The organism is Microvirga puerhi (assembly GCF_020089865.1).
GTDB lineage: Bacteria > Pseudomonadota > Alphaproteobacteria > Rhizobiales > Beijerinckiaceae > Microvirga > Microvirga puerhi.
The window spans coordinates 74,175-99,212 of the sequence record NZ_JAIRBM010000007.1; the positions used below are offsets into that span (position 1 = coordinate 74,175).

The window sequence follows — 25,038 nt, forward strand, 5'->3', positions numbered from 1 at the left end:
GGGCATCGGTTGACTTCGCCCGATCCGTCCGGTTTGTAGCCGACATGATGCGCGCCGTTGCGCGCCAAACTGCCGGTATTCACCATGATGGACAAGACCTTCGATCCCGCTGCCGTCGAGGCGCGTATTTCTTCCCTCTGGGATGAGGCCGAAGCTTTCAAGGCCGGTCGTCCGGATCGCAAGGACGCGGCTCCCTATACGATCGTCATCCCGCCGCCGAACGTGACGGGATCGCTCCACATGGGGCACGCCCTCAACAACACGATCCAGGACATCCTGTGCCGCTTCGAGCGGATGCGGGGCCGGGACGTGCTCTGGCAGCCAGGCATGGACCATGCCGGCATCGCCACGCAGATGGTGGTGGAGCGCCAGCTCATGGAGCGCCAGATCCACCGCCGGGATCTCGGCCGTGAGGCGTTCGTGGAGCGCGTCTGGGAGTGGAAGGCTGAGTCCGGTGGCCGGATCAAGGACCAGCTCAAGCGTCTCGGCGCCTCCTGCGATTGGTCGCGGGAACGCTTCACCATGGACGAGGGCCTTTCCCGCGCCGTGCTGAAGGTCTTCGTTGATCTTTATCGGCAGGGGCTGATCTATAAGGACAAGCGCCTCGTCAACTGGGATCCCAAGTTCCAGACCGCAATCTCGGACATCGAGGTGCAGCAGGTCGAGGTGAAGGGCAACCTCTGGCATATCCGCTATGCCATCGAGGGGCAGCCCGGCCGGTTCATTACCGTCGCCACCACGCGTCCCGAGACCATGCTGGGCGACGTGGCCGTGGCTGTTCACCCGGAAGATGAACGGTATAAGGATCTGATCGGCAAGTTTGCCATCCTGCCGCTCGTGGGACGGCGCATCCCCATCGTGGCGGACGAGTATTCCGATCCGGAGAAGGGAACCGGCGCGGTGAAGATCACTCCCGCGCACGATTTCAACGACTTCGAGGTGGGCAGCCGCCACAAGCTGTCGCTGATCAACATCTTCGGCCCGGAAGCGCAGCTCAATCTCAATGGAAACGAGGATTTCCTCGAAGGTCTTCCTAAGACGGACGATCTCAAAGCAGTGCTCGCCCTCGACGGCCTGGATCGTTTCGAGGCGCGCAAGCGCATCGTCGCCATGCTCGAGGAGCGCGAAGTTCTTGCCCAGATCGAGCCGCATACGCACATGGTACCGCACGGCGATCGCTCGAATGCTGTGATCGAGCCATATCTCACGGATCAATGGTACGTGAACGTGAAGCCGCTCGCCGACCGGGCTCTCGCCGCAGTGCGCAATGGCAAGACCAAATTCGTGCCTGAGAATTGGGAAAAGACGTATTTCCAGTGGCTTGAGAACATCGAGCCGTGGTGTGTCTCACGCCAGCTCTGGTGGGGACACCAGATCCCCGCTTGGTATGACCCTGAAGGCAACGTCTTCGTCGCCTCGAGCGAGGAGGAGGCCAAGGTCGAAGCGCGTGCGAAGCATGGTCGCGACGTTGAACTTCGCCGTGACGAAGATGTGCTCGATACGTGGTTCTCCTCGGCGCTTTGGCCGTTCTCCACCCTCGGGTGGCCGGACAAGACGCCGGAACTGAAGCGCTACTACCCCACCAACGATCTGGTCACCGGCTTCGACATCATCTTTTTCTGGGTTGCCCGGATGATGATGATGGGCCTCCATTTCATGGACGAAGTCCCCTTCGACACGGTCTACATGCACGCCCTCGTCCGCGACGAGAAGGGCGCCAAGATGTCCAAGTCGAAGGGTAACGTCATCGATCCTCTGGAGGCCATCGAGCAATATGGTGCAGACGCCCTGCGCATGACGCTCGCCGCCATGGCGGCCCAGGGGCGCGACATCAAGCTCAGCCTCCAGCGCGTCGAAGGCTATCGCAATTTCTCGACCAAGATCTGGAACGCCGCCCGTTTCGCGGAGATGAACGAGTGCCGCCGTATGGCCGGCTTCGATCCGAAGTCCGTGACCGAAACCCTCAACCGCTGGGCGCTCAGCGAATGCGCCAAGGCGATCAATGAGGTCTCCGCCGGCATCCAGGCCTATAAGTTCAACGAGGCGGCGCTGGCAGCTTATCGCTTCGTCTGGAACGTGTTCTGCGACTGGACGCTGGAGCTCGCCAAGCCTGTGCTCCAGGGTGCGGATTCTTCAGCCAAGGACGAGACCCGCGCCACCATCGCCTTCATTCTCGACGAGATCTGCAAGCTGCTCCACCCCTTCATGCCCTTCCTCACGGAGGAGTTGTGGGAGGTGAAGGGGCAGGAGGGTCCGAAGCGCGAGTCCGTCCTGGCGCTCGCTCTCTGGTCCAACCTCGATCATCTCATCGATCCGAAGGCTGAGGCCGAGATTGGATGGGTGGTCGATCTGGTGACCGAGATTCGCTCCGCGCGCTCGGAAACGAACGTGCCTGCGGGTGCGCAGATTCCGCTCGCTCTAGTGTCGGCATCCGCTGATGTGCAGGGTCGGGTCGGCCGCTGGGGCGATATCGTGAAGCGTCTGGCGCGTCTGTCCGACATCACCTTCGTGGATGCAGCGCCCAAGAGTTCGATCCAGCTTCTCATTCGGGGCGAGGTCGCGGCATTGCCCTTGGAGGGCGTGATCGATCTCGCGGCTGAACGCGCACGCCTCGCCAAGGAGATCCAGAAGACGGAAGTCGACATCGGTAAGATCGACGCGAAGCTCGGAAATGCCGATTTCATCAAGCGGGCGCCGGAAGAGGTGATCGACGAGCAGCGCGAGCGCCGCGACGATGCCGCTGCGCGCAAAGCGAAGATGGAAGAGGCGCTGCGTCGTCTCCAGGATGCGTAAATAAGAACGTCATTCCGGGACGCACCGGAGGTGCGGGCCCGGAACCTATGACCACTAACATTGCAGGATGAGATGCTGCGGTAGGCGAGCATCTTGTTCGTTAGACTCAGTGATTATGGGTTCCGGGTTCCGCTACGCAGCCCCGGAATGACAGGTCTCTCACCCAATCACGAAATCGATCAGCAGCTTCATGTTGAGCGCCACGATCACCGCTGCGATTACCGCGGCGGCAGTCGTGAGCCAGCGCGGCGAGACGAGCGGGCCCATTTTCTGCCGTGACGCGGTGAGCGTCACCAGGGGGATGACTGCGAAGGGCAGTTGAAGGCTCAAGACAACCTGGCTCAGGATCAGGAGCCGCGCGGTGCCGCTCTCGCCGTAAGCGATCGTGACCGCGGCAGCCGGAACGATGGCAAGGCCGCGGGTAATGAGACGCCGAAGCCAGGGCGCCAGGCGGAAGTTGATGAAGCCTTCCATGACGATCTGGCCTGCCATGGTGGCGGTCACCGTCGAGTTCAATCCGCAGCACAGCAGGGCAATGCCGAAGAGCGTCGGCGCGATGGTCGCTCCGAGCAGGGGCGCCAGCAGCGTGTGCGCTTCACCAATCTCCGCGATCTCGGTCCGCCCGGTCTTATGGAACGCAGCAGCCGCGAGGATGAGGAGCGATGCGTTGATGGTAAGTGCGAACATCAGCGCGATGGTGGAATCGAGCGTCGCATAGCGCAGCGCTTCTCGTTTCTCTGGCAGTGAATCGCCATAGGCGCGCGTCTGGACGATGCCGGAATGCAGGTAGAGATTATGCGGCATGACCGTCGCGCCGAGGATGCCGAGCGCGAGATAGAGCATGTCCGGATTGCGCACGATCTCCGTCGTCGGCGCAAAGCCGCGCAGGACCTGCCCCCATTCCGGATCCGCCAGGGCGATCTGGACGCCGAAGCAGACGGCGATGACGCCGAGAAGCGCGATGACGAAGGCCTCGACCCAACGGAATCCTAAATTCTGCAGATAGAGGATGAGGAAGACGTCGAGGGCGGTGACCACCACGCCGATCTCGAGCGGCAGGCCGAACAGCAGGTTGAGGCCGATGGCCGTTCCGATGACCTCGGCTAAGTCCGTCGCGCAGATCGCAAACTCCGCCAGGGCCCATAGAACCCATGACACCGGCTTCGGATAGGCATCCCGGCAGGCCTGGGCGAGGTCCCGTCCCGTCGCAATCGCCAACCGTGCACAGAGGGCCTGGAGCAGGATCGCCATGACGTTGGAAATCAGCGCGACCGAGAGAAGGGCGTAGCCGTATCGTGAGCCTCCGGCCAGGGACGTCGCCCAGTTGCCGGGATCCATGTACCCGACGGCGACAAGATAGCCGGGTCCGAGGAACGCGACGGCGCGGCGCCACTTCGATCCAGGCCGGACTGCGATGGAGCGGCTGACTTCCGGCAGCGATGGCAGACGGCGAGCGTGACGCCAGCCGGCATCGGGAGCAAGGGAAGTGGGGCGCGGCGCGTCCATCGAACGTCTTTCTGCAGTTGCAAGTTATTTGCAACAAAAGGTAGTGGGGAATTCTGGCCGCGACAAGGGGTATTTTCCATCTCGCCTCCAGGCGGGGCCTCGATCCGGACCGGCTGGAGAACAGACACGGCAGCCCGCAAGGGACGGTCTGGGAACAGGGGAAGCGGTCCCGCGTGTGAGAGCCCGGATGAGGCGTGACAATCGACGCCGGTTTTGCTCTAGGTGATGGAGCAACCGGGACATGGTCCCGGGACCTGGGGAGTAGGCCATGCTCGAGAGCGTCCTGATCGCCAACCGTGGCGAGATTGCGTGCCGGATCATCCGCACCGCCAAGCGCCTGGGGCTTCGGACCATCGCGGTCTATTCCGAGGCGGACGCGGATGCGCTGTTCGTCAAGATGGCCGACGAGGCGCATCTGATTGGACCAGCTCCTGCCCGCGAAAGCTACCTGCGCATCGACCGGATCATCGACGTCGCCAAAAGAACTGGCGCGGCATCCGTTCATCCCGGCTACGGGTTTCTCTCAGAGCGAGCGGAATTCGCCGAGGCCTGTGCCCAGAACGGCATCGTGTTCGTTGGCCCGCCGGCCTCGTCGATCAGGGCCATGGGCTTGAAGGATGCAGCGAAGGCGCTCGTCGAGAAGGCGGGCGTGCCCGTGGTGCCGGGCTATCATGGAGCGCGCCAGGAAGCGGACTTCCTGCGCGCCAGAGCGGAAGAGGTTGGCTATCCGGTTCTCATCAAGGCGGTCGCCGGCGGCGGTGGCAAGGGCATGAGGCGGGTCGAAGGATCGGCCGACTTCGATGCCGCGCTCGAGAGCGCCCAGCGCGAGGCAACGGGCGCTTTCGGCGATCCGCGCGTCCTCATCGAGAAGTACATCCTCGCACCGCGCCACATCGAGATGCAGATTTTCGCCGATGCGCACGGCAATGTCGTGCATCTCTTCGAGCGCGATTGCTCCCTGCAGCGCCGCCACCAGAAGGTGATCGAGGAAGCGCCGGCCCCCGGCATGACGCCGGAGATGCGCGCCATCATGGGCAAGGCTGCGGTCGAAGCTGCGCGTGCCGTCGGTTATGTCGGCGCAGGCACGGTCGAATTCATTGCCGACGGTCGCGAAGGGCTGCGTCCCGACCGCTTCTATTTCATGGAAATGAACACACGGCTGCAGGTGGAGCATCCGGTGACCGAGGCGATCACCGGTCTCGACCTCGTGGAGCTCCAGTTCCGTGTCGCATCCGACGAGTCGCTGCCTTTCAGTCAGGACGATCTCACCACTGACGGACATGCGGTTGAAGCGCGCCTCTATGCGGAAGATCCCGAAAAGGAATTCCTGCCGTCCACGGGCAAGCTCTGGGCTTTGGACTTTCCGGAAGGCGAGGGTATCCGCATCGATACCGGCGTGCAGGCGGGAGACGAGGTGACGCCGTTCTACGATCCGATGATCGCGAAAGTCATCGCTCACGCGGAGACGCGGGAAGGTGCGTTGACGAAGCTCGCAGATGCCCTGGGCGAAACGCTCGTTGCCGGGCCGAAGACCAATGTCGCATTCCTGAGGAAACTCTGCGAGGCGGAGGAGTTCAGGGCAGGACGTTTCGACACGGGCTTCATCGACCGGAACCTCGATGCGTTGGAAGCCGTCGAGCAGCCGCATGACGACATTGCCGTCATCGATGGCGCCCTGACGCTGATGGAGCGTCAGGCAAGCGAGTTGCAGGTGTCGGAGTTCGGACGGTCCGACGAGGTTCGTTCGCCCTGGTCGTTCTCCGATGGCTTCCAGATGTTCGGAAGACGCGAGGGAAGCATTCCGCTTCTGGTCGATGGCAAGCGAGTCGACGCGCGCGAGATCTTTAGCCCAGAGAATGTCGGATCAAGTGTTGTCGTGATCGGCGATGCGAGGAAATCAACCGACGATCCAGAGATCTCCATCGATCGCGAAGTCGAAGTACCCGATGGCGTGTATGTCTTCAGGAACGGTCGCCAGACCTTGGTTCAGTTCTTCGATGCGTTTGATGTGGATCTCGAGCACCTGAACGGCGGCGATTCAGTCAGAGCCCCCATGCATGGAAAGCTCGTGGCCGTCTTCGTGAAGCCCGGCGACAGAGTCGAGAAAGGGCAGCGTCTCGCGATTGTCGAGGCCATGAAGATGGAACATGCCCTTGTCGCGCCGGCCGACGGAGAAGTGGCCGAGATCGCGGCGGAGCCTGGAGCGCAGGTGGCCGAGGGCGCGCGCCTGATCGTTCTGAAAACCGAGGAATAGGATGCGGCGCCACGTCCGCTTCTCCGCCTCCTCCTGCTGTGGTTCGATGATCTCATGCCCCTCCACCTGATCAAGCTCTGCGTCGGCTGCGATTCCATCACCGATCTCGAAGCATGGATCGAGGAGAACCGTGCGCATCACCGCCGGCTGGGGCGCGACTACGAGCAGACCCACACGACTCGCATGGTCCCCAAGCGGGCGGAGGAGCTTCTCGACTGCGGTTCGCTCTACTGGGTCATTCGCGGCCAGATTGCCTGCCGGCAGGCGTTGCTCGATGTCCGGCCCTTTACGGATGCGGATGGCATCGGGCGCTGCCGCCTTGTTTTAGAACCGAAGATCGTCCCCGTTGAGCCCAGACCCTATCGGCCATTTCAGGGATGGCGGTACCTCGTGGCCAAGGAGGCACCGCGGGACCTTGACGCGAGGGGCGGTGATCTGGCCATGATGCCGGAAGAAATGCGTCGAGAACTGGCCGAACTGGGGCTTCTATAATGGGACTGGGACGATATCCGCTGGCAACCGGCTCGGCAGCCGTATTGCTCCTGGCGACACTTGTGCCCGCTGCAGCCAAGGATTGTCGGATGCCGAAGGCGCCGGCAGGCATCACCCTTCAAGATTCGAAGGGCTGCCGAACAGAGCATCCGTCGAAGAGCGAGGGAGCGGCCTCTCGCGAGCGTCTTCAGGCGAAAGATGGATTCGTCGATCTCGGCGGCGGGACGCAGGTGCGAATCAGCGGCCGTGTCCGCGCCGAGGCAGGCTTTCGGTATTAGTCCTTCGATCCATCCTCCTTCATGGAACCGCAATGCCGCGATTCGCATTGGCTTTGCAGTACAGTTGAGTGGAGGTTGCGATGCTTCTTACCGCATCCGAAGGCCGGCACTGGCGTTACGAAGTCTGTGAGCATGCGGACGGATATCTCGTCCAGATGCGTGATCTCGAAACCGGCGACCTGGACGAAGAATTCTCCACCATCTTCAGAACGCTTCCCGTCGCATTCGCCTATGCGGAAATGTCCGCGGCATACGAGCGCTACGCCGCGTCCGAACTCGAACATGTCGAGGACGAGCAGATCGAATTCGACGTCGAGGTGACGGAGCGGCACTTCATCGACTTGAGCGATCGCCTTCACGATGTCGGCATCAACGGCGTCGTCGTGCAGGCATGGGAGCGCGAGCAGCAACGAAGCACGGTCCGGCTGCTGCACTAAACCGGATGCCGACTGCGCCACATTGATTCTCTGATGCGCGACTCGTGATGTGACGAAGGGCGCCGGACCGATTGAACTTCGGCGGCGCCTGAATCGTTATGATCTCGACATGGGACGGGCGGCTCCGTCCTCTTGTGCAACCCCAACGGGCGATTGCACCGGCTCGTCCGCGACGCCTCGTGTCTGGTGGCCATCGAGGGACCGCTTTCGTTTCAAATCCCGATCCACGATGCGCAATACACATATGCCCCGGGGCTTGACGGCCCAGGCCGCGCGAGGTTTCCCTTTCCGACCTTTTCAATTGACTTCTCTCCGCCCACATCAGGAGCGGGAACGAATAGATGATGCTTCTTTACGGGATCGCCGCTGCCGCTCTTGTTTGGTGGTTGGCCAAGGTTTTCGTCCGAACCGATGCGGCCGCCGTCGCCAAGGCGATGAAGATCGTCGGTGGCTTGCTGGCGCTGGGGGCTGCCGTCGGGCTCGGAGTTCGAGGACGCCTGGACATGGCGCTCCTGCTTGGCGGTTTCGGCGCGTGGGCTCTTGGATGGGGGGGCATCCGCCTACCCTGGCGTCAATTCGGGACACGGCGGGCCCGGTTTTCCCGAATCCGTTCCGCGATGATCGAGATGGAAGTCGATCATGCCAGCGGTGCGATCGGCGGAAGTGTCTTGGCTGGGACCCATGCTGGTCGCAGCCTTGCCGATCTCGATCAGGCTGCGCTTCGGCATGTTTATGAGGAGTGCCGCTCCTTCGATCCCGAAGGGGCTGCGCTCCTAGAGACTTATCTTGATCGCAGGTTTTCCAGCTGGCGTGAAAACGCTCAGCGCGATGGCGACACGCGGACGCGCACTCATGCGCAGGCGGGCGCGATGTCGAAAGAGGAAGCCTATCAGATCCTGGGGCTTCAACCGGGCGCGAGCGTCGATGAGATCCGACATGCGTATCGGACGCTCATGAAGAAACTCCACCCCGACCAAGGGGGGACGTCGCACCTGGCGGCCCGTGTGAACGAGGCCAGAGAGATCTTGTTGAGCCGACATCGCTGATACTCCACGCGCGATCCGGTAGGCCGGGAAGCGACAGCACGATACATGCGCCGTCGCGTGAGACTCATCGAAGCCGATTGACGCTTAAAATGGTCTTAAGAGCTGCGGGCCGCGAAGCAGGCGAAGCCGCTCTTCTTGAGAACCTTGCATGCCTTCTCGGCCTCTCCGGACTCGTCGAAGCCGGAGAAACGGGCCCGATAGAGCGTTGCGCCCTTTTGACTCACCTTTTCCGTGAAGGGCGAGGCCTTGGCCAGGAGACGGCCGGACTTGGCGCGGGCTGCATCGAGCATGGCCTTGGCCTTGTCTTCGTCGTCCGTCGCGCCGAGCTGGATGACCCATTCCGTGACGGCGGGGCGTGCCGTCTGCTTCGGCTCCGGTGTCTTCGGCGGCTCAACCTTGAGGGCGGCGGTCTTCACAGGCGCTTGTGTCGAGGCGGTCGCTGTCGGGGTGGCCCTCTCGATCTTGGCGAGGAGAGCGGCCTTTTCCTTATCGGTCGGGCCGTCGTCGTTATCGATGGCCGCATAGGCCTGGGTGTTCTGCGGCAGCGGCTGCGGGCCCTTCTGCCAACGAATTGCCGGGCCGGTCGAGGATGGGGTGGTCGTGCCACTCGCTCCGGTCGCGGAGGCTACAACGGGACGCAGGCTGTTCAGATCGAGCGGCTTCTTGGCGGGAGGAGGCGGGGCCGCTGGTTCCGGCGTCGCGTCGACCTTAACGCTCGGCGTCGCAGAAGCATCGGCGACGACGACGGGTTGTGAAGCGGGCTGCTCAGCCACTGCGGCGCTCTCGGAGATAGCGGGAGCCGTCCGCGCGCCGGCATAGGCACGCGGCAGCTGTTCTTCGATCAGCGAAGCCATCTGACGATCGCGGAGCGCGGCGGATTTGCCGCCGAGGACCACCGCGACGATGCTGCGGGACGGCGTGTTCACCGAGGTCAGCAGATTGAAGCCGGACAGGCGAGTGTAGCCCGTCTTGATGCCGTCGACGCCGTCAACTTTGCCCAGAAGGCGATTGTGGCCGCGGATCGTCCGCGAGCCGTACTCGAAGGAGGTCGTCTGGAAGTAAGCAAAATATTTCGGGAAGCGATCCTGGATGGCCCGCCCGAGAATCGAAAGATCGCGCGCTGTCGTGATGTTCGGCGGCGAATGGGGAAGGCCATGGGGGTTATAGAATGACGAGGCGTTCATGCCGAGCTCCCGGGCCTTGCGCGTCATCTGGCGCGCGAAAGCCTCCTCGGAGCCGCCCAGATTCTCGGCGACGACGACGGAGACGTCATTGGCGGAGAGCGTCACCATCGCCATGATCGCATCTTCCACCTCGATGGTGGAACCGGCCCTTACGCCAAGTTTGGTGGGCGGCTGCGATGCGGCGTAGGCCGACACTTCGAGAGGGGTGTCGAGACGAACTTTCCCGCGCTCGAGCTGTTCGAACAGCAGGTAGAGGGTCATGACCTTGGTGATGGAGGCCGGAATGCGGGGAGCGTCGACGTTCTGGCCGTCAAGGACCTTGCCGGTCTTCGTATCGACGACGATGGAGGCGTAGGGAGGGCTATAGCCGCCGCCGTGCGACTTACGGCGAGCGGCTTCGGCGGGGGAACTCAGAGTCAAGGCTATCGAGGCAGCGACGCCGACCACTGCAACCCATTTCCGATGACCGACCCAAACGCGAACCGAATCCATCCTGTAACCGTCCCTGTCTTCGCTGGTCTCAGGCTCCGCACCGGCCGCTCCTTATGGAGATCGTTGCCGGCGCAACACACTCTTGAAAGGTAAGAGGTTGCGGTTACGGGGGGGTTAACGGAGACGGTTACCAGGCGAAAGAATTGTGCACCGCACAATCTTGTTGACAGATTTTTGTGCAGTGCATATATCTATATTTGTCGCATCTGGCGAAGCTTTTCGCCAGCGAAAAGTTAACAGCTGAGGTTTACGATGATCCAGCCTTTCGACCAGTTGCAGAAGTTCAGCCAGGACCATTTCGACGCCACCGTGAAGGTGATGGGCACCCTTTCCCGGGGTGCGCAGGCCCTTGCGGCTGATTCCGCAGAATATGCCAAGACGTCGTTCGAGCACGGCTCGTCCGCTTTGGAGCAGCTCATGGGTGCCCGTACCCTGGACAAGGCCGTCGAGATCCAGGCGGATTTCGTGCGCAAGTCCTATGACGGGCTGGTCAGCCATACGGCCAAGGTCGGGGAGTTCTACTCCGCGCTCGCGACCGAAGCCTTCAAACCCTACGAAGGTCTGGTCCCGAAGGCGATCTGAACGCCGCGAGGCAAGACAGCGAAGAGTTTTGCGATGCCCGGCGAATAGCCGGGCATTTTGCGTTTTTGGCACATGAAAGATCTGTAGAGCGTCAGCCGCGAGAGCTTCTCGGATCGCTAATTGGCGCTAGGGCCAAGATGTCGCTCTTTCGAACAGAACTGCGACGACCCATCTGGTTGATCTAGCGAACCGAACGGAGCGACTATACATTTGGTGATGCGTCGCGGCCGAGACGAAAACCAAGGGCCGCGGTGTTATAGCCATATGAAGAGGGTCGGTCGAACAACCATGCTGCGGATACCACAGGGCGCTTCGGTTCGGTCGAAGATGTTTCCCGTGTCCGGCGCCGGATCACAGTCTCCCGGCGGGGACGACGGCCGAGCCGGCACGGCCATTGTCACAAAAGCCAAGCCCCGCACGAAACGACCCAACCTGTACCGCGTTCTCCTTCTGAACGACGACTACACGCCCATGGAGTTCGTGGTGCATGTCCTTGAACGTTTCTTCAACAAGAACCGCGAAGACGCGACCCGCATCATGCTGCATGTCCATCAGAATGGTGTCGGGGAATGTGGAGTTTTTACCTACGAAGTGGCGGAGACCAAGGTGACGCAGGTGATGGATTTCGCCCGCAAGCACCAGCATCCGCTGCAATGTGTCATGGAAAAGAATTAGCTGAGATCACCATCTCATAAAGGATAAGCCGTTGCCGAGCTTTTCTCGCAGTCTCGAACAAGCCCTTCACCGGGCCCTCGCCCTGGCCGGCGAGCGCCGTCACGAATATGCCACTCTGGAGCATCTGCTCCTCGCCCTGATCGATGATCAGGACGCGGCGGCGGTGATGCGCGCGTGCAACGTCGATATCGAGCTCCTCCGCCGCAACCTCGTGGAATATGTCGACACGGAGCTTGCCAATCTCGTTGCCGACGGACGGCAGGATTCAAAGCCGACGGCCGGCTTCCAGCGGGTCATCCAGCGGGCGGTCATTCATGTGCAGTCCTCCGGGCGCGACGAAGTGACCGGCGCGAACGTGCTGGTTGCCATCTTCGCCGAGCGGGAGAGCCATGCGGCCTACTTCCTGCAGGAGCAGGACATGACCCGCTACGACGCGGTCAACTACATCAGCCATGGCATCGCGAAGCGCCCTGGTCTCACGGAAGGGCGGACGCCCCGAGGCTCCGAGGAGGAGTCGAGCGAGCGGCCAACGTCGGAAGAGTCGGACACGCGAGCCAAGAAAAAGGGTGATGCGCTAGACGCTTATTGCGTCAATTTGAACAAGAAGGCGAAGGACGGAAAGATCGATCCGCTCATCGGCCGGGAGGCCGAAGTGCAGCGCACGATTCAGGTCCTGTGCCGCCGCCAGAAGAATAACCCGCTCCTCGTCGGCGATCCCGGTGTCGGCAAGACCGCGATCGCCGAGGGCCTGGCGCGCAAGATCGTCCGCGGCGAAGTGCCCGAGGTCCTGAAGGACGCGACCGTCTTTGCCCTCGACATGGGCACACTCCTGGCCGGCACTCGCTACCGCGGCGACTTCGAGGAACGCCTCAAGCAGGTGATGAAGGAGATCGAGGCGCATCCTAACGCGATCATGTTCATCGACGAGATCCATACGGTGATCGGCGCCGGCGCCACGTCCGGCGGCGCGATGGACGCGTCGAATCTTCTCAAGCCTGCTCTGGCCCAGGGGACCCTGCGCTGCATCGGCTCGACGACCTACAAGGAATACCGCCAGTATTTCGAGAAGGACCGCGCCCTTGTCCGCCGTTTCCAGAAGATCGACGTGAATGAACCGTCGGTGCCGGATACGATCGAGATCCTGAAGGGGCTCAAGCCGTATTTCGAGGAGTTCCACAAGCTCCGCTACACCAACGAGGCCGTGAAGGCGGCCGTCGAGCTCTCCGCACGCTACATCAACGACCGGAAGCTGCCGGACAAGGCGATCGATGTGATCGACGAGACCGGCGCGTCCCAGATGCTGCTGCCCGAGAACCGCCGCAAGAAGACCATCGGCATCAAGGAGATCGAGGCCACGATCGCCACCATGGCCCGCATTCCGCCCAAGACCGTCTCCAAGGATGATGCTGAGGTTCTGGCGAACCTGCAGGACACCCTCAGGCGCGTCGTGTACGGACAGGACAAGGCCATCGAGTCGCTGACCTCGGCGATCAAGCTGGCCCGGGCCGGCCTGCGCGACCCGGAAAAGCCCATCGGTGCTTATCTCTTTGCGGGACCCACCGGCGTCGGCAAGACCGAGGTCGCCAAGCAGCTCGCCCTGTCTCTCGGCGTAGAACTTCTGCGCTTCGACATGTCCGAGTATATGGAGCGCCATACGGTCAGCCGCCTCATCGGCGCGCCTCCCGGCTATGTGGGATTCGACCAGGGCGGTCTTCTGACCGACGGCATCGATCAGCATCCGCACTGCGTGCTCCTCCTCGACGAGATCGAGAAGGCGCATCCGGACCTGTTCAACATCCTGCTTCAGGTCATGGACCACGGAAAGCTGACGGACCACAACGGCAAGCAGGTCGATTTCCGCAACGTGATCATTATCATGACCACGAACGCGGGCGCCGCCGATATGGCTCGTCCGGCCTATGGGTTCACCCGGACCAAGCGGGAAGGGGACGATACGGAAGCCGTCAACAAGCTCTTCGCGCCGGAATTCCGCAACCGTCTCGATGCGATCATCTCCTTCGGGCATCTTCCGAAGGAAGTGGTGCAGAAGGTCGTCGACAAGTTCGTGCTCCAGCTCGAAGCCCAGCTTGCTGATCGCAATGTCACGATCGAGCTGACCGATGAGGCCCGCGAGTGGCTGACCGAGCACGGCTATGACGAGACCATGGGCGCTCGCCCGATGGCCCGTCTCATCCAGATGACCATCAAGACGCAGCTTGCCGACGACGTCCTCTTCGGACGCCTGAAGGATGGCGGTGCGGTTCGGGTCATCGTGAAGACCGACGACATCGGCCTTCAGACGCTTGGTTTCGAGTATCTCGAAGGGCCGGTGAAGCCCAAGCCCGAGAAAGATGTCGTGAAGCGCAAGCCCCGGGCGAAATCCTCTTCCGGGACGAAGGCGAAAAAAGCCGTGAAGCCGAAAGGGTCCGGTGGTAATGGTGGCGGAGGTATCCGCACTGTTCCCAAGGTTCCCCTGGTCAAGGCATGACGACCGAGCTTCATGAAGGGCCTCTCGAGGCCGCACCGACGATCGCGAAGCCCAAGTCGACCTGGCGCGAACAGCGCCGGGCTCGGCGGCGGCGGCGCGTATGGTTCGAGGAAATCCTGGCCTGGATCCTCGTACCGGTGATCGTCGTCGGCTGCTATTGGGTGCTGGAACTGACTCTGAACGCGCTAGGCACCTCGACCTCGACCATAATCGACGGGGTCCGTACCATCCTCCACGCCCTCTGAGGCTCTCGCCATTCAGAGAGCCGCACGAAATCGTGCGGCTCCTGCTATAATGAACGGCTTCGGCGATCACGAGCCGAACAAATCCACGTCGGTTTCTGTTCTCCGAGCGAAGAGCATTGGAGGGAGGGACATGACGCTGTCGATGACCGATCCAAGGCCGAGCCCGAAGCCCGCCTTTACCCCTCCGACCTTTCCAAGCACAACCTCCGAGTTCATCACGGTTCTGGCGCATTATCACCGGGCCGAAATCGCCCGCATGGCGGGCTGGCGCGACCGGATCGACCGCACGTCCAACTGGGCGATCACGGTGGTGGCGGCCATGCTGTCGGTGTCGCTGTCCACCTCGACGGCGCATCACGGCGTGCTCCTCTTCGCAATGGTGCTGGTGCTGTTGCTTCTGGTGATCGAAGCCCGGCGCTATCGGTTCTTCGACGTCTATCGCAATCGGGTGCGGAGGCTCGAGCGCAACTATTTCGCGCAGATTTTCGCGCCGGAGCCGGATGTCACAAACGAATGGCTTCAGGACCTGGGGACGGACCTGAGGCGGCCGGTCTTCCTGATCAGCCAGAGCCAGGCCGTCTCGCGTCGGCTGCGCCGCAACTATTGCTGGATGTTCCTGATCCTGCTGCTGGCCTGGCTCGTGAAGACCACTTTCATCAGAATGCAGGAGAACGCCTTGGACGCGCATATCGTCGGATCCGTCGGGGAATGGGTCCGGAATGCTGCTGTCGGCCCGATCTCCGGCTGGGTCGTGATCGGAATCGTGGCGCTCTTCTATGCCTGGATCGTGTATGCGTCCTTGCGCAAGACCAAAGGTGAGGGCGAACTCGCCTATGGCAATGTCCATGTTTGACCGACGTCAGACGGAGGAGCTGCCTGATCCGAAGACAGCGTGGCATGCACGCCCTCTCTGCTTGGCTGCATAGAGAGCTATATCGGCGCGGCTGATGAGGAGTTCCGGGCTTGCTGCCATATCGGGGCCGAGACACGCGATCCCGACACTCACCGTGACGCAGCCTCCGATCCCTGACGGATGTGCAATAGCTGCGTCTGCGAGGCTGGCCTGAAATTCCTGCGCGACGGTTTCGGCGCCGACCCGGTCCGTATCGGCGAGGATAAGGGCAAATTCTTCGCCGCCATAACGGGCCGCCACATCGTCCGGCCGCCGCGCCATTTGCCCTAGCAGGCTGCCGAAATGACGCAGAACCTCGTCTCCGGCCGGATGGCCTAGGGTGTCATTGAGTCGCTTGAAGTGATCGAGATCCAAAAGCAGCAGGGACATCGGCTCGCCTGTGCGCTGCATTCGACGCACGGCGCGTTCAAGAGCCGCGTCGAACCCACGGCGGTTGACTAGCTTGGTCAAGGCATCCGTGTCGGCGAGGCGCACCAGTTCTTGATTACGCCGCCACAGCTCGAGTTCATCCATTCCGATGGCGCCCAGATCCGACAGGGCCGAAAGATCGAATTCGGAGGCGTCCTGGGCGTCGCGCTTGAGAATGCAGAGGGATGCAACCGCTGCTCCATCCTCCGTCAGGAGCGGCACGCCGGCATAAAATCGAAAGGGGAGATGAGGAACGACCGGATGACCGGCGAGCCGCGGATCGGTCTTCATATCGCCGATCACCATCGCCTCACCGGACGCGATGACGAGCTGACAGACGCTTCTGTCCCGTTCGATCCATGGCGCCACCTTGTCCGCGCTCATGGACTTCATCCACTGGTATCTGTCGTCCATGAAGCCCAGGAAGGCCACGTCGGCCTCGTAGAACATCGCCGCAAGGCGCGTCAGCCGATCGAAACGTTCGTCCTTCGGCGTATCCAGGATGCCGCAGGAATACAGGAAATCGAGACGCTCGGCCTCGTTCTTTGGCGGTGGAGGCACCACAAACACATCGCGTCCCCTTCGATTCGGATCCTGTTCGGCCAAGGAACATTCGCCATTCGTGGGGATCCGTTCTAGGCCATGTCGACGGACGATTTCAATCGCCCGTGCGGTTCTTCGGCCCAAGGTCAAGCTGTTGGCCGGGACGAAGAATCTCAGTCTTCGTCCTCCGCCCGGTGGCGAAACGGCGTGGCGGTCGACAGTTCCGCGGCCGCGGCGGAAACGTAAGACCGCTCCTGATTAAGGTAGTCCTTCACCGCCTTCCTGAGCGACCGATCGGCGATATCGTGAGCCGACGAGGTGATGACCGGTCGGTATCCGCGCGCCAGCTTATGTTCGCCTTGGGCACCGGCCTCGACCCGGTCGAGCCCGCGGGAGATGGCGAAGTCGATGGCCTGATAGTAGCAGACCTCGAAATGCAGGAAGGGATGGTCCTCGATACAGCCCCAGTTCCGTCCATAAAGCCGCCGATCCCCGATCAGATTGATCGCGCCCGCGATATAGCGCCCGCCACGCTTGGCCATGACCAGCAGGATCCGGTCGGCCAATCGCTCGCCGAGAAGGGAAAAGAAGGTGCGGTTCAGGTAGGGGCGGCCCCATTTGCGTGAGCCCGTATCCATGTAGAAGGAGAAAAATGCGTCCCAATGCGCTTCGGTGATGTCCCGTCCGGTGACCCACTCGACGGAGATGCCATTCGCCATCGCATCCCGCCGCTCGCGGCGGATCGCTTTGCGCTTGCGGGAGGCGAGGGCGCCAAGAAAATCCTCGAAGTTCCCATACTGCTCGTTGAACCAGTGGAACTGCTGGTCGTCCCGGCGCAGGAATCCATGGGCCGCGAAGGCTGCAATGTCCGCTTCCTGGAGAAAAGTGGCATGGATCGACGAGGCGCCGGTCTGATCGCGCAGGGCCCTGAGGCCGGCAATCAGATGGGCGCGGACATGTCCGTCGTCATCCTTGGCAGCGAGAAGACGCGGCCCGTTGACCGGTGTGAACGGCACGGAGACCTGAAGCTTTGGATAATAGCGTCCTCCGGCGCGGGAATAGGCATCCGCCCAGGCATGGTCGAACACATACTCGCCCATGGAATGGGATTTGAGATAGCAGGGCGCTGCGCCGAGCAGGGCTCCCGCTTCGTCCTCCACGAGAAGATGCAGTGGCGCCCAGCCGGTTTTCGCACCGACGCAGCCCGAATCCTCGAGCGCTGAGAGAAAAGCGTGGGTAACAAAGGGATTGAATGGATCTTCGTCACCGGACGCATTGGTTCCGCCGACGGCGCATGCGTCCCACGCCTCAGCCGGAACGGCTTTCAGCCCTTGGGCGATTTTGACCTGAAACGTCACGATGGGGAGGATCTCGCTGATGCCCCTCTAAGCTAGGAGCCCGGCGAGATCCCTGCAATGGGTCAGAAAGCGCGCAGCCTTACGGCAGGAAGCCTTCGAAAACCATCTGATCCGCATACTTCTCGGCGCGTGCGCGATCCTCTGGATTGCGGACGGTCCAGGTCATGACGGGAAGATGTCCGAGAAGCCGGCACAGATAGGGCGGGGCCGATGGCAGATCCTTCACATGCCAGGACAGGAAGTGTGGCTGCGATTCTCCCAGATGCAGGAGATTCGCGAGATAGTGCTTCTTCTCCGGCGTCAGAATATCGTCCGTCTTCGAAGCGTAATGCAGCTCGGCGATGATGCCGCGCGTGACATTCGGCGCGAGGGTCTTGAGGGCCGCAACGATATCCGGATCGAATGACTTGATGACGAACGGACCCGCATAGTCGGACACGATCTCGCAGACGCGCTTGGTCAGGCGCAGATCGCCATCGAACTTGCTCTTGATCTCGATGACGAGCGGCGTGCGGCCTGCGATGTGATTCAGGAATTCCTTGAAAGAGGGAATTTTGTCCCCCTTCACGGAACCCGCGATGTCGATCTTCGTCAGATCATCGAGCTTGCGGTCGATGACAAGGCCCTGCTCGCCGGTGAGGCGGGCGAGATCGAAATCATGGAAGACAACGGCCTCGCCGTCTCCCGTGAGCTGAACGTCCAGCTCGAGCGGGAAGCCGCGCTCGATGGAGGCTTCCGCTGCGGCGATGGTGTTCTCGATGATGCCGTTGGCCTTGTTGTGAAGGCCGCGATGGGCGATCGGCTTCGCGACGAGCCAGCTGGGAGTACTCATTGGACTTCGAACATTCCTTCGACTTCGACACAGGCATCGAGCGGCAGTTCGGCAACGCCGACGGTGGAACGGGCATGACGGCCCTTGTCGCCGAGCGCCTCGACCATCAGGTCCGATGCGCCGTTCATGACGGGGGCGAGGCCCGCGAAGGTCGGGACGGCATTGATGAAGCCGCCGAGGCGCACGCAGCGAACCACCCGATCGAGGTCGCCGACGGCCGCCTTCAACTGCGCTAAGAGGTTGATGGCGCAGAGGCGTGCCGCCTGCTGGCCCACCTCTGGAGTGATCTCCGCTCCGAGCTTGCCCTTGTGCGCATCGGCCAGCTTGCCGTCGAGGCCGAGGCAGAGCTGCCCGGAAATGACGATCAGGTTGCCTGTCCGGACGAACGGCACATAATTGGCTACGGGTGCAGCCGGAGTCGGCAGGGTAATGCCCATGCCTTCGAGTTTCTTTTCAACAGCGCTCATGACAGCCTCGGATGGGATGATCCGGCCGTGTTGTGGCGGATGAGCCAGAGAGACGCAAGCTGGAACATTGCCGTGTCTCCCGGACCCTTCTATCTTTGTAAGAAGAGAGCCAGGAGGAACCATGCGTTCGCTGTTGACGGTATCGAGCCTTTCCCTCGCCCTTCTGTCGCCGGCCATGGCGGAGGGAAACAAGGCCCCCGTTGCGCTGGTCGCTCATCGGGCCATTTACGATCTCTCTCTCGTCCGGTCCGAAGGCTCGCGTGGCGTCGACAGCGCCAGGGGACGTATCGCGATGGACTTCGGCGGCGATGCCTGCGAAGGCTATACGCTGAAATATCGTCAGGTGACCGTTCTCAACAGCAGCGAGACGGGATCGCGTACGCTCGATACCCAAACGGCGACATTCGAGACCGGCGACGGCCTGTCCATGCGCTTCAAGTCCGTCTCCTCCGTCGGCGGGCGCAACAGTGACGGTGTCGATGGAAATGCGAAGCTCCTGCCTGATGGCTCCCTCGACGTGAATCTCAAGCAGCCAAAGCCGGCGGCCTTCTCCGCCGGAGGACGCGCCGTCTTCCCGACCGAACATCTCAAGAGGCTCGTCGAAGCGGGCCGCAACGGTGAGACGACGCTTGCCACCAAGGTCTATGACGGATCCGACGATGGTCGGAAGGTCTATGACACGCTCGCTGTGATCGGTCACAGGATCGACCCGGGAGCCGGCCAGAACCTTGAGGAAGCCGCCCGTCAGGACGTCCTGACGGCAGTTCCACGCTGGCCGGTGACCGTCAGCTATTTTCCCGAGGGATCGGGCGATCAAACGCCAGCCTACCGAGTCTCTTTCGAACTCTACGAGAATGGGGTCAGTCGGGCGTTGAAGCTCGATTACGGGGATTTCACCCTCAAGGGCGACCTTCAGAGTCTTCAAATTCAGGCTTCGCCGAAGCAAAGCACCTGTCAGCGCTGAGGCTTCCTGAGCGCCAGTCCCTTCTGCAGGGCGTCGACACCGAATTTCTCGCGGATCCGGTCGATGGCGGATTCCATGTGAGCCTGCTTGACGACGCTCTGGTCGGCGAGGTCGCCCTTGTCGGCCTCCGTTGCATCGCAGAGATCCGCAGCGCCGATCCCGATGAGCCGGTAAGCCGTGCCGTCGCAGGCGGTCTTCAACATCTGCCGTGCGGGCTCGAAGAGGCGCTGGGCGAGCTGCGTCGGCGGCAGGCCGGAGCGCGTGCGGGTGAGAAGCCTGAATTCCGTGTCCTTGAGCTTGAGCGTGATGCTGCGACCGGCAAGTTCCGCCGCCTTCAGGCGTCGTGAGACCTTTTCCGACAGGCGCCAGAGGGTGGGTTCCAGATCCTCGAAGGAGCGCAGGTCGGTATCGAAGGTGGTTTCCGCCGAGATGCTTTTCGTCTCCCGATCCACCTTCACGGAGCGATCATCCTGCCCCAAAGCCATGCGGGACAGGCGCTGGGCGTCGCGCCCAAGGGCCTCGAACAGCACTTTCAGGGGCACGTCCCGCAGATGCGCCATGGTCGTGATCCCGGCCTTTGCGAGGCGATTCTGAGCAGAGGCGCCGATCCCCGGAATGATCGAGACCGGCTTGTCGGCAAGAAAGGCCGCCGCTTCCTGCCGGCCGATGATTGCGAAGCCGCGAGGCTTCTCGAAGTCCGATGCAATCTTGGCCAGGAATTTGTTGTAGGAGAGGCCGACGGAAACGGTGATGCCGAGCTCGTCCTCCACGCGCTTGGCGAACTTGGCGAGCGTCATGGCCGGGCTGCCGTGGTGCAGGCGCTCCGTGCCGGAGAGATCGAGAAACGCCTCGTCGATGGAAACCGGCTCCACCAGCGGCGTCAGCTCGAACATCATCTCGCGGACGGCGCGCCCGGCGATGCGATATTTGTCGATGTTCGGCTTGATGACGACCGCATGCGGACAGGCTTGGAGAGCCTTGAACATCGGCATGGCGGAGCGAACGCCATAGGTCCTCGCCACGTAGCAGGCGGTCGAGACTACGCCGCGCTTGCCGCCTCCGATGATGACGGGCTTGTCCGCCAGGCTCGGATCGTCGCGCTTCTCCACAGCGGCGAAGAACGCATCGCAATCCACGTGGGCGATCGCGAGCGCGTCCCGCTCGGGATGGCGGAGCAGGCGAGGGGACCCGCAGGCCGCGCAGCGCTCCGCCGCAATCGCGGCGAGCGTCAGGCAATCGCGGCAAAGGAGTCCCTGGGTAGGCATCGGCGTTAATCGAACTCGGATGGCGAGAGGGTACGGTGTGCTTCCATGATGCGTTCCGGCTTCGTCTCCAGTTCCACCGCCAGTGCGATGAGGAGCGGTTCGTCGGCGGCAACATAGTCGAGGATGCCGGCCAGGAAGCCCGGCATGGCGGCGGCGGAGCGGATCGACTGGATCTGCAGGCCGGAAATCGCCAGGAAGCGCCCGAGGCGCTCCTCGTCATGGGCGATGCGGGAAAAAGCCTCCAGCGCCAGACGCTCCGCTTCCTCTACGGAAATTTTCTTCACAGGTGTTTTCATGCGCGGGATTTGCATTTCATCAATAGGTTTCAATCTAGGGTCATCATCGGATGAAGTGGCGAGCCGGAAAAGCCGGTTTGCAGCCTTGGGACAGCGGTAATGAAGAAGACCGTGCTCATTGTTGAGGATAACGAACTCAACATGAAGCTTTTCAACGATCTCCTCGAGGCGCATGGCTACGCCACCCTCAAGACCGGGCATGGCATCGAGGCCATGGAGCTGGCAAGAGCGCATAAGCCGGACCTGATCCTGATGGATATCCAATTGCCGGAGGTGTCAGGGCTCGAAGTGACCCGCTGGCTCAAGGCGGACGACGATCTGAAGTCGATTCCCGTTATCGCCATCACCGCCTTCGCCATGAAGGGCGACGAGGAGCGAATCCGGGAGGGCGGTTGCGAGGCCTATCTTTCGAAGCCGATTTCCGTGGCGAAGTTCCTGGCGACCGTGAAGACCTACCTCGACGCGGACAGCCCCCGGAACTGACGAGAGATCGGTGCTGCATTCGGTCACGGCGATACGGCCGAGTTGTCTCGACTTTTCCGACAAAACGATTCTTGTTTTCCACAGAACTCGTGATAGCCTCCCCGGAAATACCGCATTTGGGCGAGTTCACGCGCTTGCGTCGTCCAATGTTTCCTATATGTTCATGCTCCTAATCTCCACATTTGTGGAGCAGGCATGCCCTACGGATGCTCAGGTCCGCCGCATCTCCTGGGACTTCGTAGGCCCGGCCAGCTGGGGGCGGTTCGTTGCCTCCTCAACACCGTCACCAGCTGGCCACCTCACCCTTTAAATTCAATTCTCTGAAGGTCAGCACGAGGCCAACAATCCCGCTAGGGCTGTCGACCTCGTCTTCCCGCGATATTCCGAACCGCGGCCCTGGATAGATCGGGCTTTAGCGGCAAAAGGCTTGCGTGAAGCTTTCCGCTTCGCTTGCCGGCACATTGAGCGGAAAGGAATCGTTTACTAATTTTCCGGGGCGAATCTCATCAGGAGCCCCGATGCTGTCACCGGCTTTTTCCAGCACCGTTCTTCCGTCGCTCGGTTCCGGCGGTTCGGATATTCGAGTCGAGATGACGATTCCCGAAGAGCTCGGAACCGCCGTCGTGGAAGTCATGCACGGTCAGACGGCAAGTGGCGGACCGATTGGCACGGATCCCGCTCTTCATGATGCCCGGGGCCGGATCGCGGCGATCTCAAGCCTCGCGCCGCAAGAGGTTTTCGTCAGCGCAAGGGCCTGGCAGCTTCCATTCTAGTAGGTCGTATTGCCTGCGCCGACGATGCGTCGCGCTAGGAGGCGGGTGCTGTGATCTGCGGGCAAACCTCCGTTTGTGCTTAAGCAAACCCTAACGAGCCCTCCATTCCCTTGATTCCCGGTGCGTATTCGCCTCGTCCTGGAGCGTCGAGAGCGAGAGGGTCGCCAGTCCTTCCAAAGGAACCGCCCGGTCGGGCAGGCGCCTCTACGAAACTTTTACGATTCCAGAGTCATGGTCTTGCTTCAGTTTGCGTAAACGGAGGATCCTTCCATGACCGGACCATTGAACACGCAGGATACGATCACGGAAGAACGCCTTACCAAGGCGCTCGAAGTTCTATCCTCCGTTGTCGCCGAGCACGGCGACAAGCACCTGCCGCTTCTTCAAATGATCGAGGGGCAGCTGGCCCAGCTCCATGCTCGAAAGACGGCGCGCGACACCAGCCATGCTGTTTCCGGCCTTTTGGAAAAGGTGGCTTGAACCAAGGGGCAGAGTCTCGGAATTCCGACTGACTCATCCGCGCTCATGATGTTCCGGGATTGCGCTCGTTCTGGTTACTCAGCCAGGACCGTTGCACAACCTCGCCGATCGGCGCATCGTGAAGTCGCGGTTGTTTCTGCAGCAACGGTACGCAAAGCCCGGGAGAGGCACGGATGAACTGCCCTCCCGGACTTTTTCGTGCCTAGGCCAAACAAAAAAGCCGCCCCTTTTCAGAGGCGGCTTTTTTGTTTTGGAGAACCTGGAAGAGCCAGATTACTTGATCTTGGTTTCCTTGAACTCGACGTGCTTCTTCGCGACCGGATCGTACTTCTTCATGGAGAGCTTGTCGGTCATCGTGCGCGAGTTCTTCTTCGTCACGTAGAAATAGCCCGTGTCGGCGGTGGAGACGAGCTTCACTTTGATGGTTGCTGCCTTGGCCATGGTCAAACCTCTTGAAATCCGGTGCTTCGGCTGAAGGGTTCGGGCCGAAACGCAAAGGCCGGGCGAACCCGGCCGAAAATCCTGCCGTTCCCATGCCCGATTACGCCCGTTCCGTCAAGGGTTTCTCGGGTCGCGGGCGAGAACCGACGGCTTTTCGGGGGCCTAGAGTTCGTCCCGCATGAAACGACCCCGTCTCTGATAATAGAACGGAACCGGCAGCTCGGGGAAGAAACCCTTGTGGATCCTGGCTTCCAGCTCCTCCAGGATCTTCTGCGTGATCGGCATGAGATCGAGCGCCCTGGCCTTCTCCAGGGATACCCAGGCGGTTTCCACCAGCTCGGAATCGGGGCCGATAACGCCGTCAATCTCTGCCGCGATGGCTGTGCGGTCGATGGCGAAGAATCGGGTGTCGAAACGCCTGACCTGGCGGGGCGGCGTGATCGCCCGCGCGACGACCTGCAGGGCTTCTAGATCCGGGAGGACTCCGTGCTCGCGGAAGGCCGTCCAGGTTCCGTCTGGGGTATGCTCGGGCGGTCCGTATTCCCGCGTGCCGAGCAGAACACCGGTCTCCTCGAAAGTCTCGCGGATCGCTGCAAGAGCCAGGGCACGGCTGCGCAAGGGCGAAGGACGAGGCACCCGCGCCATCAGGGTCTGCTCCGCTCGTGGGTGAAGCGTTCCAGTCACGGACATCGACCGATCGCCGGTCTCGATGCGGCCACCGGGAAACACGAAGACGCCGGGCATGAACCGGTGCGCCATATGGCGACGCCCCATAAGGACCTTCGGGTGGCGGCCCTTGCGATCGACGATGATGAGGGTGGCCGCGTCCTTTGGGGTGACTTTCGCGTAGGCGGGATCACGCGCCTCTGAGGCGCGCCGGTCCATCTGCTCCAGTGTCTCCGTCACGCGTCGTCTCCTCGCTGTCGCTGGCGGTCTTGCGGGCACGGGCGGCCCCGAATCCATGCATGCCTAGCGCGTATTGCAGCCCGACGACAGCGCCTTTGATCGGCTGCATCAGAACGAGACACAGAACCAGAGTAAGCGCCGGCCAGATGGCGAGGTGGACCCACATCGGCCATTCCAGGCGCGTCTCGGTCATCAGGATCCCGTATCCGACGAGATGGCCGACGATGAAGATCGTGATGTAGGGAGGCAGGTCGTCGGCGCGGTGATGATGCATTTCGGCGCCGCAGACATCGCAGGAATCCACGACCTTGAGGAAGCCCTTGAAAAGCCGTCCCTCACCGCAGGCCGGGCAGCGGCAGGCAAAACCGCGCTTCATGGCCGTCATCCGGTTGGGGGGCTCTGTCGGCGCTGTCTCGGCAGTCCAAGGCATCATTCGT

26 protein-coding genes are annotated in these 25,038 nt (G+C 61.9%); 15 read left to right on the forward strand and 11 right to left on the reverse strand.

Translation table 11 applies throughout. The features are described from left to right. Positions 1 to 84 precede the first annotated feature (84 nt). Positions 85 to 2,793, forward strand: coding sequence for a valine--tRNA ligase (locus K9B37_RS11135; RefSeq protein WP_224313312.1), 2,709 nt, complete (start codon positions 85 to 87; stop codon positions 2,791 to 2,793). Positions 2,794 to 2,952: 159 nt separating this feature from the next. On the opposite strand, the gene K9B37_RS11140 is transcribed toward K9B37_RS11135, so the two are convergent. Further along, positions 2,953 to 4,299: an Nramp family divalent metal transporter gene (locus K9B37_RS11140; RefSeq protein WP_224313154.1), complete on the reverse strand. Its 1,347-nt coding sequence runs from the start codon at positions 4,297 to 4,299 to the stop codon at positions 2,953 to 2,955. Positions 4,300 to 4,567: 268 nt separating this feature from the next. Here K9B37_RS11140 and K9B37_RS11145 point away from each other — a divergent pair, with 268 nt between their 5' ends. The 5 genes from K9B37_RS11145 to K9B37_RS24810 all read left to right on the forward strand — a co-directional run bounded on the left by K9B37_RS11145 (position 4,568) and on the right by K9B37_RS24810 (position 8,806). Beyond that, a complete protein-coding gene (locus tag K9B37_RS11145) occupies positions 4,568 to 6,553 on the forward strand; it encodes an acetyl/propionyl/methylcrotonyl-CoA carboxylase subunit alpha (protein WP_224313155.1) in 1,986 nt (661 codons plus the stop codon). A gap of 54 nt (positions 6,554 to 6,607) precedes the next feature. After that, complete coding sequence (locus K9B37_RS11150; RefSeq protein WP_224313156.1) at positions 6,608 to 7,045, forward strand: DUF1489 family protein; 438 nt, start codon at positions 6,608 to 6,610, stop codon at positions 7,043 to 7,045. After that, a complete protein-coding gene (locus K9B37_RS11155; RefSeq protein ID WP_224313157.1) occupies positions 7,045 to 7,323 on the forward strand; it encodes a hypothetical protein in 279 nt (92 codons plus the stop codon). The genes K9B37_RS11150 and K9B37_RS11155 overlap by 1 nt, the downstream gene beginning before the upstream one ends. A gap of 80 nt (positions 7,324 to 7,403) precedes the next feature. Beyond that, complete coding sequence (locus K9B37_RS11160; protein ID WP_224313158.1) at positions 7,404 to 7,760, forward strand: hypothetical protein; 357 nt, start codon at positions 7,404 to 7,406, stop codon at positions 7,758 to 7,760. 341 nt (positions 7,761 to 8,101) lie between these two features. Beyond that, a complete protein-coding gene (locus K9B37_RS24810; RefSeq protein WP_305072153.1) occupies positions 8,102 to 8,806 on the forward strand; it encodes a DnaJ domain-containing protein in 705 nt (234 codons plus the stop codon). Between the two features lie 95 nt (positions 8,807 to 8,901). Here the strand turns inward: K9B37_RS24810 and K9B37_RS11170 are convergent, their stop codons facing one another. After that, the gene (locus K9B37_RS11170) at positions 8,902 to 10,482 is read right to left on the reverse strand and encodes a D-alanyl-D-alanine carboxypeptidase (RefSeq protein WP_224313159.1); all 1,581 of its coding nucleotides are present in this window, start codon (positions 10,480 to 10,482) and stop codon (positions 8,902 to 8,904) included. A 252-nt stretch (positions 10,483 to 10,734) separates the two neighbouring features. On the opposite strand from K9B37_RS11170, the gene K9B37_RS11175 reads away from it, so the two are divergent. The 5 genes from K9B37_RS11175 to K9B37_RS11195 all read left to right on the forward strand — a co-directional run bounded on the left by K9B37_RS11175 (position 10,735) and on the right by K9B37_RS11195 (position 15,325). Then, positions 10,735 to 11,064: a phasin family protein gene (locus tag K9B37_RS11175; RefSeq protein WP_224313160.1), complete on the forward strand. Its 330-nt coding sequence runs from the start codon at positions 10,735 to 10,737 to the stop codon at positions 11,062 to 11,064. 327 nt (positions 11,065 to 11,391) lie between these two features. Further along, on the forward strand, positions 11,392 to 11,739 hold the full coding sequence (gene clpS, locus K9B37_RS11180) for an ATP-dependent Clp protease adapter ClpS (protein WP_224313314.1): 348 nt from the start codon (positions 11,392 to 11,394) through the stop codon (positions 11,737 to 11,739). Between the two features lie 31 nt (positions 11,740 to 11,770). Further along, on the forward strand, positions 11,771 to 14,227 hold the full coding sequence (clpA, locus tag K9B37_RS11185) for an ATP-dependent Clp protease ATP-binding subunit ClpA (protein WP_224313161.1): 2,457 nt from the start codon (positions 11,771 to 11,773) through the stop codon (positions 14,225 to 14,227). Next, on the forward strand, positions 14,224 to 14,472 hold the full coding sequence (locus K9B37_RS11190; RefSeq protein ID WP_224313162.1) for a hypothetical protein: 249 nt from the start codon (positions 14,224 to 14,226) through the stop codon (positions 14,470 to 14,472). Before clpA ends, K9B37_RS11190 begins: the two co-directional genes overlap by 4 nt. 130 nt (positions 14,473 to 14,602) lie before the next feature. After that, positions 14,603 to 15,325, forward strand: coding sequence for a DUF2270 domain-containing protein (locus tag K9B37_RS11195; RefSeq protein ID WP_224313163.1), 723 nt, complete (start codon positions 14,603 to 14,605; stop codon positions 15,323 to 15,325). Positions 15,326 to 15,331: 6 nt separating this feature from the next. On the opposite strand, the gene K9B37_RS11200 is transcribed toward K9B37_RS11195, so the two are convergent. The 4 genes from K9B37_RS11200 to K9B37_RS11215 all read right to left on the reverse strand — a co-directional run bounded on the left by K9B37_RS11200 (position 15,332) and on the right by K9B37_RS11215 (position 18,993). Beyond that, complete coding sequence (locus K9B37_RS11200) at positions 15,332 to 16,363, reverse strand: sensor domain-containing diguanylate cyclase (RefSeq protein ID WP_224313164.1); 1,032 nt, start codon at positions 16,361 to 16,363, stop codon at positions 15,332 to 15,334. A gap of 146 nt (positions 16,364 to 16,509) precedes the next feature. Beyond that, positions 16,510 to 17,694, reverse strand: coding sequence for a GNAT family N-acetyltransferase (locus tag K9B37_RS11205; protein WP_224313165.1), 1,185 nt, complete (start codon positions 17,692 to 17,694; stop codon positions 16,510 to 16,512). Between the two features lie 79 nt (positions 17,695 to 17,773). Beyond that, positions 17,774 to 18,526 carry a glycerophosphodiester phosphodiesterase family protein gene (locus K9B37_RS11210; protein ID WP_224313166.1) on the reverse strand — a complete coding sequence of 251 codons (753 nt, stop codon included), beginning with the start codon at positions 18,524 to 18,526 and terminating at the stop codon, positions 17,774 to 17,776. Next, positions 18,523 to 18,993: a RidA family protein gene (locus K9B37_RS11215; RefSeq protein ID WP_224313167.1), complete on the reverse strand. Its 471-nt coding sequence runs from the start codon at positions 18,991 to 18,993 to the stop codon at positions 18,523 to 18,525. Before K9B37_RS11215 ends, K9B37_RS11210 begins: the two co-directional genes overlap by 4 nt. Positions 18,994 to 19,114: 121 nt before the next feature. Between K9B37_RS11215 and K9B37_RS11220 the strand changes: the two genes are divergently transcribed. Then, the gene (locus K9B37_RS11220) at positions 19,115 to 19,957 is read left to right on the forward strand and encodes a cell envelope integrity EipB family protein (protein WP_224313168.1); all 843 of its coding nucleotides are present in this window, start codon (positions 19,115 to 19,117) and stop codon (positions 19,955 to 19,957) included. On the opposite strand, the gene K9B37_RS11225 is transcribed toward K9B37_RS11220, so the two are convergent. Together K9B37_RS11225 and K9B37_RS11230 are read right to left on the reverse strand one after the other, a co-directional pair. Further along, positions 19,948 to 21,222 carry a DNA polymerase IV gene (locus K9B37_RS11225; protein WP_224313169.1) on the reverse strand — a complete coding sequence of 425 codons (1,275 nt, stop codon included), beginning with the start codon at positions 21,220 to 21,222 and terminating at the stop codon, positions 19,948 to 19,950. The genes K9B37_RS11220 and K9B37_RS11225 overlap by 10 nt on opposite strands. A 5-nt stretch (positions 21,223 to 21,227) precedes the next feature. Beyond that, a complete protein-coding gene (locus K9B37_RS11230; protein ID WP_224313170.1) occupies positions 21,228 to 21,692 on the reverse strand; it encodes a DUF3572 domain-containing protein in 465 nt (154 codons plus the stop codon). Between K9B37_RS11230 and K9B37_RS11235 the strand changes: the two genes are divergently transcribed. From K9B37_RS11235 to K9B37_RS11245, 3 genes are all read left to right on the forward strand, one after another. Continuing rightward, positions 21,618 to 22,001 carry a response regulator gene (locus tag K9B37_RS11235; RefSeq protein WP_224313171.1) on the forward strand — a complete coding sequence of 128 codons (384 nt, stop codon included), beginning with the start codon at positions 21,618 to 21,620 and terminating at the stop codon, positions 21,999 to 22,001. The two genes, K9B37_RS11230 and K9B37_RS11235, sit on opposite strands and share 75 nt — an antisense overlap. A 518-nt stretch (positions 22,002 to 22,519) precedes the next feature. Next, positions 22,520 to 22,774, forward strand: coding sequence for a hypothetical protein (locus K9B37_RS11240; RefSeq protein ID WP_224313172.1), 255 nt, complete (start codon positions 22,520 to 22,522; stop codon positions 22,772 to 22,774). A 270-nt stretch (positions 22,775 to 23,044) separates the two neighbouring features. Continuing rightward, a complete protein-coding gene (locus K9B37_RS11245) occupies positions 23,045 to 23,254 on the forward strand; it encodes a hypothetical protein (protein ID WP_224313173.1) in 210 nt (69 codons plus the stop codon). A 273-nt stretch (positions 23,255 to 23,527) separates the two neighbouring features. Here the strand turns inward: K9B37_RS11245 and rpmG are convergent, their stop codons facing one another. The 3 genes from rpmG to K9B37_RS11260 all read right to left on the reverse strand — a co-directional run bounded on the left by rpmG (position 23,528) and on the right by K9B37_RS11260 (position 25,034). Then, on the reverse strand, positions 23,528 to 23,695 hold the full coding sequence (rpmG, locus tag K9B37_RS11250) for a 50S ribosomal protein L33 (RefSeq protein WP_224313174.1): 168 nt from the start codon (positions 23,693 to 23,695) through the stop codon (positions 23,528 to 23,530). 162 nt (positions 23,696 to 23,857) lie between these two features. Continuing rightward, positions 23,858 to 24,580: an NUDIX hydrolase gene (locus K9B37_RS11255; RefSeq protein WP_224313315.1), complete on the reverse strand. Its 723-nt coding sequence runs from the start codon at positions 24,578 to 24,580 to the stop codon at positions 23,858 to 23,860. Further along, positions 24,552 to 25,034, reverse strand: a complete 483-nt coding sequence (locus K9B37_RS11260; protein WP_224313175.1) for a DUF983 domain-containing protein — start codon at positions 25,032 to 25,034, stop codon at positions 24,552 to 24,554. Before K9B37_RS11260 ends, K9B37_RS11255 begins: the two co-directional genes overlap by 29 nt. Positions 25,035 to 25,038 lie beyond the last annotated feature (4 nt).

Excerpts from the sequence above, each read along its gene's own strand:
- K9B37_RS11135 (WP_224313312.1), top strand. The coding sequence starts at position 85 with ATGATGGACAAGACCTTCGATCCCGCTGCCGTCGAGGCGCGTATTTCT.
- K9B37_RS11140 (WP_224313154.1), bottom strand. The coding sequence starts at position 4,299 with ATGGACGCGCCGCGCCCCACTTCCCTTGCTCCCGATGCCGGCTGGCGT.
- K9B37_RS11145 (WP_224313155.1), top strand. The coding sequence starts at position 4,568 with ATGCTCGAGAGCGTCCTGATCGCCAACCGTGGCGAGATTGCGTGCCGG.
- K9B37_RS11150 (WP_224313156.1), top strand. The coding sequence starts at position 6,608 with ATGCCCCTCCACCTGATCAAGCTCTGCGTCGGCTGCGATTCCATCACC.
- K9B37_RS11155 (WP_224313157.1), top strand. The coding sequence starts at position 7,045 with ATGGGACTGGGACGATATCCGCTGGCAACCGGCTCGGCAGCCGTATTG.
- K9B37_RS11160 (WP_224313158.1), top strand. The coding sequence starts at position 7,404 with ATGCTTCTTACCGCATCCGAAGGCCGGCACTGGCGTTACGAAGTCTGT.
- K9B37_RS24810 (WP_305072153.1), top strand. The coding sequence starts at position 8,102 with ATGATGCTTCTTTACGGGATCGCCGCTGCCGCTCTTGTTTGGTGGTTG.
- K9B37_RS11170 (WP_224313159.1), bottom strand. The coding sequence starts at position 10,482 with ATGGATTCGGTTCGCGTTTGGGTCGGTCATCGGAAATGGGTTGCAGTG.
- K9B37_RS11175 (WP_224313160.1), top strand. The coding sequence starts at position 10,735 with ATGATCCAGCCTTTCGACCAGTTGCAGAAGTTCAGCCAGGACCATTTC.
- clpS (WP_224313314.1), top strand. The coding sequence starts at position 11,392 with ATGTTTCCCGTGTCCGGCGCCGGATCACAGTCTCCCGGCGGGGACGAC.
- K9B37_RS11190 (WP_224313162.1), top strand. The coding sequence starts at position 14,224 with ATGACGACCGAGCTTCATGAAGGGCCTCTCGAGGCCGCACCGACGATC.
- K9B37_RS11195 (WP_224313163.1), top strand. The coding sequence starts at position 14,603 with ATGACGCTGTCGATGACCGATCCAAGGCCGAGCCCGAAGCCCGCCTTT.
- K9B37_RS11210 (WP_224313166.1), bottom strand. The coding sequence starts at position 18,526 with ATGAGTACTCCCAGCTGGCTCGTCGCGAAGCCGATCGCCCATCGCGGC.
- K9B37_RS11215 (WP_224313167.1), bottom strand. The coding sequence starts at position 18,993 with ATGAGCGCTGTTGAAAAGAAACTCGAAGGCATGGGCATTACCCTGCCG.
- K9B37_RS11220 (WP_224313168.1), top strand. The coding sequence starts at position 19,115 with ATGCGTTCGCTGTTGACGGTATCGAGCCTTTCCCTCGCCCTTCTGTCG.
- K9B37_RS11225 (WP_224313169.1), bottom strand. The coding sequence starts at position 21,222 with ATGCCTACCCAGGGACTCCTTTGCCGCGATTGCCTGACGCTCGCCGCG.
- K9B37_RS11235 (WP_224313171.1), top strand. The coding sequence starts at position 21,618 with ATGAAGAAGACCGTGCTCATTGTTGAGGATAACGAACTCAACATGAAG.
- K9B37_RS11230 (WP_224313170.1), bottom strand. The coding sequence starts at position 21,692 with ATGCGCCTCGAGGAGATCGTTGAAAAGCTTCATGTTGAGTTCGTTATC.
- K9B37_RS11240 (WP_224313172.1), top strand. The coding sequence starts at position 22,520 with ATGCTGTCACCGGCTTTTTCCAGCACCGTTCTTCCGTCGCTCGGTTCC.
- K9B37_RS11245 (WP_224313173.1), top strand. The coding sequence starts at position 23,045 with ATGACCGGACCATTGAACACGCAGGATACGATCACGGAAGAACGCCTT.
- rpmG (WP_224313174.1), bottom strand. The coding sequence starts at position 23,695 with ATGGCCAAGGCAGCAACCATCAAAGTGAAGCTCGTCTCCACCGCCGAC.
- K9B37_RS11255 (WP_224313315.1), bottom strand. The coding sequence starts at position 24,580 with ATGGACCGGCGCGCCTCAGAGGCGCGTGATCCCGCCTACGCGAAAGTC.
- K9B37_RS11260 (WP_224313175.1), bottom strand. The coding sequence starts at position 25,034 with ATGATGCCTTGGACTGCCGAGACAGCGCCGACAGAGCCCCCCAACCGG.